Source organism: Mycoplasma tracheobuteonis (genome assembly GCF_054456995.1).
This window is the reverse complement of record NZ_JBTKTG010000003.1, coordinates 48,764-60,531: the sequence shown is the minus strand read 5'-3', so window position 1 is coordinate 60,531 and position 11,768 is coordinate 48,764. Positions and strand designations below refer to the sequence as shown.

The following is an 11,768-nucleotide window of genomic DNA, read 5'->3' as shown; positions in this document are numbered from 1 at the left end:
GCAAACAAAAACGCCCTAGTAGGACGCTTTGTAGGCTTATTAAGCTGCTGCATTTAATTTAGCTTGAAATTGTGTTAATTTTTCAAGAATTTCTAAAACTTGACTACCTTGAATTAATTCATAATTACCTAGAGGCAAGGTTTCGATGTATGCTAACATTTCTTTTTGTTCTTCATTTAATTCAGCTTCGGGCTTTTGTGATAGAGTATTTTTAATGTTGTTACCTAAATCAACTATTTTTTGAGCATCATCGTTTAGTTTATTTAATGTTTGTTGAAGTGCATTAAATTTTTCTAAGTATTGTTGTGATAATGTTTCTAATTGAGCTAGAGATAAATTATTAAAGTTAGCTAATAATTCTTTGATTGCAGTAGCTTGTTGTAAGATGTTGTTTTCACCTGTATTATAAAGTGGCTTGTTATATTTACTAATTTCATTATTAATATTTAGAGTAGCATTGTTTAATTCTTCAATTTTCTTGTTTCTAGAATTTAGATAAGTATTGACTTCATTTAAGATTGCTTCTACATTTGTTTTTACAGTTTGAATCTCAGATACTGAATTTAAGGCTTCAAGTCCTTTAATTGCTTCATTTAGTTTTGCTGTTTCTTGAGTAGTAAACTCAGTATCGTAAGCATTAATTGTAGCTATTTTATTTTGCAATTGTGACACTAAGCTATTAACATTATTTTTGGCTTCTGTAACAGCTTGTTGCGCTTGTTGTGCTTGTTGTGCTTCTTGTTCTTGATCAATCTTATTTTTTTCTTCTGTAACTTCAGCCACTGTTTTTTGGAAATCAGCTAATAGTTTTTCTAACTCTGCTGTTGGTTTATTAGTATTTTTTGTTAAATCAATTATAGCTAATGAAAGTTTAGAGTGTAGTGCATTGTAAATAGGTTTAGTTAATTCTGATAAAATTCCATTTTGCACAGATACAATAGCTTTTTGTACGTTTTTAATTACTTGCATATGTGCTAAAGCTATTTTTTCCATTTCTTTCATAATTTCTATGATGTTGTCACGTGCATCTAGAATTTGTTCAAGAGAAGAGTTTTCATTTATATTTTTTGATAGATTGTCATATATAGCTTTATATTCATTAGCTTTTGCAGGGTTAAAAGTGCTAATTTGTTCTATTGTCATATTAATTGATTTAACCATCATTTGAAATTCTTCTAATACTTTAGGCTTGATTGTATTATCGGTTTTTGATATTTCTAACATCACAGCTTTTGATATTTTTGCAGTTTTTGATATTAATGCATTAAGATCATCAATATTTTGTGCCTTTGAGATATTATTAACTACTTCATTTTGTAATTCATTTGAAAATGCTTCAGCTTGTTCTTTGTTTTGAATTGAAGCAATAAGTTTCTTTATGTTATTAACAGAAACATTTAATGCTTCAAACTTTGCTTCAATTGGCGATACTGCCATTATTAAATTATTAATAGCGCTTTCTAATTGAGTTGTAAGTCCTTCTAATTCTATTTGTGATACAGATTCTGGATTAATTTTTTCAACCTTTTGTATTAAAAGATTTAAGGCGTCATATTCAGTTTGTACAAAATTTAAAACAGGATTATTTACCTTATTTAGAATCATTTTAGATAATTCTAAAGTGTTTTGGAATTTTTGTAAATAAGTTTCTGTTCCTGCATTAGCTAAAATATTTTTAGCTTGCTCGATTAAGCCTTTTGTTATGTTAATTAAGGATTCTGCTTCTTGACTTGTTGTTACTCCATTTAAAATTTTATTTTTAACTTTAGCTTCATATTCATTGAATAATTTAATTCCATTTAGGTTATTTATTTCTAATAACTTTAGAGCTAAGTTAGCGAATTCTTCTGAATAAGAAGCTAACTCCTTCATTTTCTCTTTATATAATTCTTCTTCTGTTTTTTCTGGTGTGTTGCTTGGATTTTGTGTGCCATCATTAGAAGGCTTATTTCCATCTCCTGGTTTATCTTCTGGGTTTGGATTTACTTGACCACTGCCTGGATTTTGTCCATCACCATTAGAAGGTTTATCTCCATTTCCTGGTGTATTTTGGTCACTACCAGGATTTTTATTTCCTGCGTCATTTTTATTGCTGCAAGATACCACTGCAACTGTTGCACTAGTAATGCTTAATCCTGAAAGCAATAAGTTTAAAATCTTTTTTCATTTATTCTCCTTGTTATTTTTAATTCTTAAATTATATTATTTTTCTTATTCTCATATCACTTGAAATTTATAAAGTTGAGGTAAATATGTTTATGTATATGAATTTATAATGATTAATAATTTAAATTCCGATTGATAATTACATCCCGTAAAAATAATAATCATTTTTATTCCACAATTTTTAGCACTAAAAAATAGTGCTAAAAAACATTTTGTGGAAATTGCTTCCAAAAAAAAAAAAAAAACTGAATAATAATGGTAGGAGTGAATATGAAAAAATTTAAGAATATTTTATTAACTTTAACAAGTATTACTATTGGAGCAACTACCATAATTGCTTCCTCATGTAACAACACAAATAAAGAGTCTAAACAAATTGATAAAGAAAATGAAGATATTTTAGCTAAAAAACTCGAAGAGGAAAAGCTTAAAAATTTAAATCTATCTGTGGAGCTAAAGCATGATGGCACAAAAGAAAATACTCTGCCTTCGAGCTTGAAAAAAGAAAATGTAATTATTAAAGGAAATAATATTGATGATTTCAATATCATTTTCGTTGACTTATCATCTAATGATAATGAAGGTAGCATAAGAATTTCCTATAAAGTTGTATCTAAAAAATATCCTGATTTATTTATCTTAAAAGATACTGAACGTACTGGATATAAAATTCTTCCTAAAGAAAATCAAAAAGAAGCCGTAGAAAAAATTAATAAGTTATCTGATTTAACTCAAAAGCAAAAAGAGGATCAAATTTCTAAAATTAACAGGCTTCAAGGTGACAAATCTATTTCTGAACAAGTTAATATTGCAATAGAGCTAAACAAAGTTACTAAAGAACTTAAAGATAAACTTCAAGAAGCAAAAAATGCAAGAGAAGATGCTAATTATAAATTAGCTGATCTTGAAAATAAAAACAAACTCGATAATGCTATTTTATTGGCAGATGAAGCAATCAAAGCACAATTAGAGTCGAAAAGTAAAGACGACATTCAAGAATTAATTTCTCATATTGAAGCTTCCTTGAGTAACCTAAATGGTGTAAAGAATCTGAATATAGAAAAAATTAATAAGTTATCTGATTTAACTCAAAAGCAAAAAGAGGATCAAATTTCTAAAATTAATGGGCTTCAAGGTGAAGAATCTATTTCTCAACAAGTTAATATTGCTATAGAACTAAACAAAGTTACTAAAGAACTTAAAGATAAACTTCAAGAAGCAAAAAATGCAAGAGAAGATGCTAATTATAAATTAGCTGATCTTGAAAATAAAAACAAACTCGATAATGCTATTTTATTGGCGGATGAAGCTATCAAAGCTCAATTAGAAGCAAAAAGTAAGGAAGACATTCAAGAATTAAAAGAAAATATACAAAAAGCCTTGAACAGCCTAAAAGATGAAATAGACAAAATTAAAATCAGCAAAAAGAAAAAAGAACTTCAGGAAAAGCTTTCTGATACTAGAATTAGTGTGGAATTAGAACGCACTATAAAGAACAATATATCAAATTATCCAGCATCAAATATTAGAAAAGAAGATATTGTGATATCTGGGTTTGATAGTAATCTTTTTGAAGTTGAGGTATTAAAACTTGCTGCAGATGATATTAAAATGAAATTATCCGTTACATTTATTATCAAATCAAAAGAATATCCAGAAATCAGCTTAAAAGCAGATAAAAGTTTTACCGGATTCAGAAATTTAAATATTGATGAAGATGAAACTAGAAGAATATTGAATAATTCATTAATTACAATAGGGATATCAAACGAAATTAATAGAAATAAGACATTAGCTTCTAATATAACTAAAAACAATATTAATATTTCTGGTTTTATTAAGGGACTTTTTGACTATCAAATTAGAAGAATTAGTTCTGATGATGTAAATGGTATTTTAACTGTTGAATATAAAATAACATCTAAGAATTATCCGAATTTATTTATAGAAAAAACAGCATCATTGGAAGATTTTTATAAATTACCAATTTCTAAAGAATTAAATAAAGTTGTTTTATCAGAGGCTGAAGAATATGTTTATGATTCAACATTATCATCTCATGATAATATTGAATTTATAGGAGATAAATCATCATTACTAGCATCAAATGTAACAATAGAACAAATTAACATCAAACACCCTGATGACGTAGTTATCAGTAATATTCAATTATTCCCTGAAAATTATTATGGAGTATTAACTATCACATACGATGCAGCAATAAAAAATAATGAAACATTTAAAACGAAAAATAAAAGAATTTTAACAGGTTTTAGAATAATAAGACCGAGAGAAGAACAACCTGAAGAACAATCAAAAAATCAAGTAGTTGATAAGCTACAAAAAACCTTTTTAAAATTTGAAGTAACTGAAAATAAAATTCCTTCATCTATTGTTCCTTCAGATATAAATGCCTCAAATTATGATAATCAATTATTTGAATATGAAATCGAAGATTTATATCCAATGGATGACTTTAATCTTCTAATTGTTTCTTATAAATTATCATCTAAGAAGTATCCAGGTATTGTAAGTGATAAAAAAACATTTATTAATATTGATTATGGTGTTAAACATATTCCAAATAACAATGCATTAAATCAATTTGAAATATCAAATGTTGAACTAGATGATTTAATTCAATCTTATTTATGATATATGAATTGGGATAAAAAAGATAAAGATGAATATGATCATTTAAATGGCAAACTAAGTTCATCAATTATTGTTAATAAATGTAATGAATTATTAAATGATATAGCTAATTATTACTTATCAAATCAACTAAACCATAGAAATTTAACAGCAATAAAGGTTTATCTTGATTATATAAGTCAATTGCATGGTGAAATTTACAATATTTGACAAATGGAAATTCAAAAGCTAAAAGATAATATATGAAATATTATAAACTTTATAAACGGAAGTTCTGTTTTAAAGCATATTCCTTCTGAACTAACTAATAAATTTGATGCACTCAGCAACCTTACTGGTAAAAAAACATTACCAGAATATTATAAAGAGCTTAAAAATCTAGAACTCGAAATAAAAAACTTCAATAATAAGGCAAACCCTAATCTAGAAAAATATCAAAGAATATTAGATGAATTTGATAAAGATTTTAAACAATTGTATGAGGGAAGACCGTTGCCTAGTTATGTCGGCTGATATATTTTAGATTTTGCAAATAAAAATGAATTAACAGAAAATAATTTGAAAAAGATAAAAGATAATATAGAATATTATGAAAAATTTGACGATTATTATCACGGATTGAATAATAGTGTTACGGATGGTCCTAAATATAGAGATTTTCAAATTAAGGAGATCCTAGGAATGCTTGATTTCGTAACTGTTAAACATTGAAATGATACAGGTCAAATATATTATAAAAAGGCTAATGAAATTATTTCTAAACTATTGATTGAAAACATAGATAATCACGAAATAGAAAAATTAAAACATGAAGCTCTAGAATTATCAAAAGACTATTGAAATAGATTATACAATTTAGATAATTTGGATTTTGCCAAAGTATGAGCAGAATACTTATTAGATATTATTAATAAGTACAAAGAAAATTATAAAGGCCCTAAATCTGATATAGAAGATTGAATTAATAAAATTAAAATAATGAAAAACCATCCTGAATGAAATGAATCTTATGTTATTAGTCATGATTCTATTTATACACCTTCCTTTGAAAAATTTATTAATAAATTAGATCCGAATAATCATAATACAGATGATTCGACTGAAATTTCAAGCAACATAAGTGATGCAAGTAAGAATGATAGTGATTTTATTAAAGCAATTAATAGAGATGTAGCTGATCAATTTATTAAAATGATTGAAAAAAATAACCTTGGTAATTTGAAATATTTTAATGATATTGCTGAAAGGCTAAAAAATAATATGGAATCAGAATTAAGAAATATATCTTTCTTAATAGGTGTTGCATGAGATACTATAGGAACTGACATTATTTTTGACAAAAATTATGTTGAAACTAAATTAATGCCTGAAATACAAAAGAATATATATACTTTTAAGAGCTTTATTAAATCGAATGAAATGAATATGAATCCGATTAACAAATACAAAATGACAAATTATATTGAAAATAAAGAATCCGAAATTCAAGGATATGCTTCGAATCCGCCATTTCTTATATATCAATATAATTGAACTAATATGGATATTTGTAACGAATGAAATCGTTTGGTTGAAGACCTTTACTTCAATAAAAAACTTGTAATTTCAAGCGAAAACAAGAAAAAGAATAATATCTACGAATTATTTAAATATACAAACGTTATAAATAGTATTACTTCTGACGTAGAATATGCTAATTTATTACCATCACAAGCTAAGGCAAAGGGAATTAAATTCTACAACTACAATAAAGAATTATTCGATGTAAATTTAATTGAAGTAACAGCAGATGATGCCTCAGGCAAATTAAACTTAAAATATGAATTAATATCAAAAGATTTTAATGATATTAAATATACATACGACATAACTTATACTTTGAAGAAAACAACAGAATAAGACATATTTTTATATTAACAAAAACATTTAATTCACTTATTATTATGATAATTAGATGAAATAAATATTAATTTTTAGTGTTTATAGGTAAAACTATAAGCACTTTTTCATTATTTTTCCCTATGTTCTAGTGCTGGAGTAAATTTGGAATAATATGTTACTAAAGTATAATAGTAAAAAATTCTATTAGGAGTTATATTATGAGAAAAATGAAAAAATACTTTTTAGGTTTTAGTTCTTTATTAGGGCTTGGAACAGTAGCAACAGCTGTAGCATGTGCAAACAAATCAACTCAAGGTGAGGAAACTAAAAAACCTGATAATAATCAACATGGTGGGTCAGAAAATCAAAATGGAAACGGGCAAAATCCTTCTGATGGTGGAACAAAAGATCCTCAAGGAGATGATCCTAATGCAAATATAGATGTTAATTCAATACAAGGTGGAAATCATAATGGTGTAGCAATTAATAAACATTTAGAATTGTTAAAACTATTAAATTTAAGCAATAAAATGAGTGCTTATGATGTTTATAATGCTATAAATAATAAATCATTCAGTAATCAAGATTATAAGATAAATAAAATCTTAGTTAAATCATTTTCAGATGAAAAAGGAACCCTATCATTCGGTGTTGAAGGAACATTTAAGGATGTTGATTTAAAGAACATAACATTTGAATTGAGTGGACTATATGTTTATGAAGTTGTATCAAATATAACAATTAAGTTTAATACAGATAAAATAATTTCTGAGAAAAAACAACCTGAATACTTTATAAATAAACCATATAATGATATTAAGCCTTATTTAAGTGATTTTAGTATATATTCAAATGGTGAAAATAATGATTTATTAACAAATAATAACTTTGATATTAAAAAATTCACAGTTGTTAAAAACAAAGATGCTTATGTAGTAGACATAAACATTGATTATAATGTTTGAACCATGATTGAAGGTAATAATCCAACATCTGTTACCAAAGCAGCATTTTTCGGATCAAATCAACGTAGTGTATCAGGGCTTTCTTATAACGAAACTGATTACTTAAATTATGTTTTAAAAAATAAAGTCCAACGTAATGAAAATGGTATGGAAATATCTAAATATTATGCTTCATATTTCGAAGGAAGAAAATTAGAAGGCGTTGATCTAACAAGTGAATTATTTACTATAACAGATGGATTTGATACATATAACGAAATTCCTATAAGTCTAGAATCTGACTTTAGAGCTGATGATATAAATGGTACTTTAACAATGAATATTTCTTTATCATTTGAAGGAAATAGAAGTGATGAAAAATATCAATCAAGTACATTTAAAGAAGAAACGCTTACAGGCTTTTTAAAAGTATCACCAGAACTCTTGAAAAAGATATTTGTGGTTGTAGTTAATTCAGCAAAATTAAAAGAAAGCAACAAAAACCTTGTTAAATTAATTGATCAGTATAAAAAAGTGGAAAATAAAGAAAATTATGAAATTGTTTCAACAAGTCCTGAATTTAGACGTATTTTCTCTAATAATAATATCTTAATAATAAGAGATGTAGAAGGCTCACAAGATGGTGATCGAATTAGTGTTAGCCCTGCTAATAAAAAAATTTATATAAATGCATTATTTAATGGCGATACAGGTGTTATAGGTGATGAATACGATCCATTCCAAATAGATCTAGCGACAAAATTAATTGGTCCAAATCAAAATGGTTTCCAAATTAATTCTATGAGTCTAAATTTAGTTAAATTTAATGATTTTAAACTATCTAATGGTGAATACGACAGATTAGACTTTAAATTACAATATCAATTAGAAATAGGAATTAATGGTCAAGATGGTTCTGATGAAACAATTCAAATTCCTGGCTCAGCAAGTATTTATGTAACAAATAACCCTGCGACAAGTAATTAAAATAATAGAACCCAATAATATAAAAATCTATGTGCTTATAACTTGATTATAAGCGCATTTTTTTCTAAAAAAGTATGTTTTGAGTATGCAGATATTGTTATTATAAAAACCTTACTTTCATTATAAATTGATCCTTATGTTTTACGGATTAATGCTTATTAAATTATCTATTATTAAAAAATGCAAAAATTTAAATTTATTTCAAAAAGACAATATTTCATAAAAATAACATAATTTATCTATGTTTTTGGATATTTTTACTGATTTTTTCAAAAAATAATTTAAAGATTTAAATTTGTGGAACGTTTTGCAAAACAAGATATGAAATTAAAAATTTAATATAATTATTAATGTAATTTAATTCTTTTATAAATAAAGGAGTATATATGAAACCAAATAATATTCGTGAATCTAAAAATAAAAAACTAAAGAAAGCTGTAATAACACTAGCGACAACATCAGCTATTTCTGCCTTACCTTTAGCCTTATTTTCAGGTTCAAATGAAACTGAATCTGCAGCCGTAACTACAGTAGAACAAAATTTTATTCCAGATGTAGTGGTTGATGCGAACAGATTTGATAACAAAAAAGAATATGAAAACGTAACAAATAAGATCTATGGTTTTTCAAACAGAAATGATTATGGTGATTTTGGTTCAGAAACAACTGAAAATAACAAAGGTATTCCTAATGCAGAAAGATTAGTAAAGTTTGCTAATAAACCTTCTCAAGATGATTGAAATAAAGATGAGCAAACTTGAGAATTAATTTATGAATCAGGTACATTGACTGATGGTGTAATGACAATGTACTCTAACAACTGATGAAAAAACGAATATGTCTTCGGAACTCGTACATATGGGTTCGCACTTTCTAATGACTTAGAAATTGTGCCAGGTACATTATCTATCAAAATGGAGTATATGGGTACTGAAGATTATGAAACTATCTGACCAGGTAATAATGATCATCTATTTAAAATTCATAATGAAACCGATAGAAGAAGACATTCAGGATATGATGCTGAAGGAACTATGTATGATACAAATGAATATGTTCAAGGAAAACATGGTTTATATCTAAGATTTAATGATAAAAATGGGAAATTTGATAGTTCAGCAGATCAAACTTTTAATCTATGACCTGATGACAAAAAAGATACTATAGATAACTACATTGTAAGAGATATTAATAGTAAAGCTGATAATAAATATAAATATGAATTTCCTCTTGATTCAGGTTCTCTAAGAAAAGGTAATTGAATGTATGGAGGGGATGATAAAAATAGTTTCTTTATACCAATAATCCCTGAAATAGGTGACGAAAGACCTGGTATAGATGCTATAGAAATTATAACTACTGATAAAAAAGACTATGGAAAGGAAAATGGCTGAAAAAGTTTTGCTCCTTATGATATAAATACAATTTTAGGTAGAACACAGATTCCTGACTGAGAACTTAATATGGGCCATGATTATAATAGATATTTTGGTATAGGTGCAGGTGTTGCATTTGATACACAGAAATATAATAACTCAGAAAAAGTTTTTGGTAAAAGCTATAATCCACTAGACAATAATATCGGAACTTATTTCGCCTTTAATTACTATTCAGCTTTAGACAAAAATAGATATGCTGGTAACATAAGACCTATTCCTCTAACAACAATTAAATTCAAAACACGTAAAAAATACAATGATGTGATGATTGGTGATGGATATGATGATAAGAAGGTTGAACATCCAGATGGAACCGTAACAAAAGAAAGAGAATATATTTATTCAAATGCTCGAATTAATAAAGGTATCTGGGACAACTAAATGGTACAAATATCATGGGACAATGACATAGAATTAGTAGATTTTCTAAATCATTAATGCTTTTAACACAAGATGTAGAATTGAAAGAAATTTATAAAAAAGAACTCGATTATGGGTGAACTGAAGCAAAAACCTTCAAACATTGATTTAATCAGTTCAAACGGAATACATTAAGGTACACGAATAGAAAAGTTATTGAATTTTTACCTTATAATACTTATAACAATAAAAAATATAAAGAAAGATATTTTAAAAGTATGAATACAGGTAAGAAAAAGAATAAAGATCGTAATGTAAAAGGTAAAACAAATATCTCCCAAAAAGATTTAGAAATTATTTTAAATGTGTTATTAGATGAATTATTAGGGGAAGATTCTACCAAAAAAGAACGAAATAATAAGGTTTCAGAAGTTATTGAAAAGATTAAAAACAAAAAGAATAATTGTGGTGCATCTATAAATAATTTATGCAAACTTTTTGGTATTTCTCGTTCAAGATTTTACGATAGAAAAAATAATGTTGGCTACAAGAAAAGAAAAGATTCAAAGGTTACTGAAATTGAAATGATTGCTTTAGTTAATGAAGTTTTTAATCTTCACAAAGGAAATATAGGATCAGATAAAATTTCTGGCTTAATTAAAAAAGAATTTGGAATTAATATATCACAACCAACCGTATCTAAAATAATGTCAAACTCACACCTATATGTAAATAGCACTAAGAATAAGCCTAAAAAGTTCAAAGAAGAGAAAAATACAAAAGATGATTTTGGATATCTTGTAGATTTTGAAAAACGTCAAGAATTAAAACCTTTTGAAGCTGTTTCTGCAGATTTCATGATTATAAAAAATAAAGATAAACATTATCATTTGCATATGATTTCTGATATTAAAACACACAAGATTATTGCATATACATTAAGTGATAACCAATCAGCAAATGTAGTTTATAAAGATATAACAAAATTGAAAGATTTAAATGTAAAAATAATGAATACCGATCACGGTGCTCAATATTTTGAAAAGAATGTAAGAGCTTATTTAGAATCCATAGGTGTAAAACAATCTATGGGTAGAGTAGGTCATTCAAATGATAATTTATGAATAGAATATATTTTTGGAAGAATTCGTGAGGAGCTTTTCTCTCAATATAACATCAATAAGCTTGATATCAAATATGTAAAAAAATTAATTGATAATTATGTTGAATATTGAAATAGTGAGAGACCAATTAAAACCTTAAATTACATGAGTCCAAACGAATACATTAATTTTTTAAACGAAAGGTATTGTCCTGAATATCTTTATTAGTTCGG

At 26.2% G+C, this 11,768-nt stretch carries 5 protein-coding genes; 4 read left to right on the top strand and 1 reads right to left on the bottom strand.

Going from position 1 to position 11,768, the window contains the following annotated elements; all coding sequences use genetic code 4:
• Positions 1-39 precede the first annotated feature (39 nt).
• Positions 40-2,145 (bottom strand): hypothetical protein, encoded by a 2,106-nt coding sequence (locus tag ACX1M8_RS01345; protein ID WP_458836640.1) that lies wholly within the window; start codon positions 2,143-2,145, stop codon positions 40-42.
• A gap of 291 nt (positions 2,146-2,436) precedes the next feature.
• Between ACX1M8_RS01345 and ACX1M8_RS01340 the strand changes: the two genes are divergently transcribed.
• The 4 genes from ACX1M8_RS01340 (at position 2,437) to ACX1M8_RS01325 (ending at position 11,763) form a co-directional block, all read left to right on the top strand.
• Complete coding sequence (locus ACX1M8_RS01340) at positions 2,437-6,720, top strand: coiled-coil domain-containing protein (RefSeq protein WP_458806956.1); 4,284 nt, start codon at positions 2,437-2,439, stop codon at positions 6,718-6,720.
• 200 nt (positions 6,721-6,920) lie between these two features.
• The gene (locus tag ACX1M8_RS01335) at positions 6,921-8,633 is read left to right on the top strand and encodes a lipoprotein 17-related variable surface protein (protein WP_458836639.1); all 1,713 of its coding nucleotides are present in this window, start codon (positions 6,921-6,923) and stop codon (positions 8,631-8,633) included.
• A gap of 386 nt (positions 8,634-9,019) precedes the next feature.
• Positions 9,020-10,453, top strand: coding sequence for a hypothetical protein (locus ACX1M8_RS01330; protein WP_458836638.1), 1,434 nt, complete (start codon positions 9,020-9,022; stop codon positions 10,451-10,453).
• A 14-nt stretch (positions 10,454-10,467) separates the two neighbouring features.
• Positions 10,468-11,763, top strand: coding sequence for an IS3 family transposase (locus ACX1M8_RS01325; RefSeq protein WP_458836637.1), 1,296 nt, complete (start codon positions 10,468-10,470; stop codon positions 11,761-11,763).
• Positions 11,764-11,768: the final 5 nt, after the last annotated feature.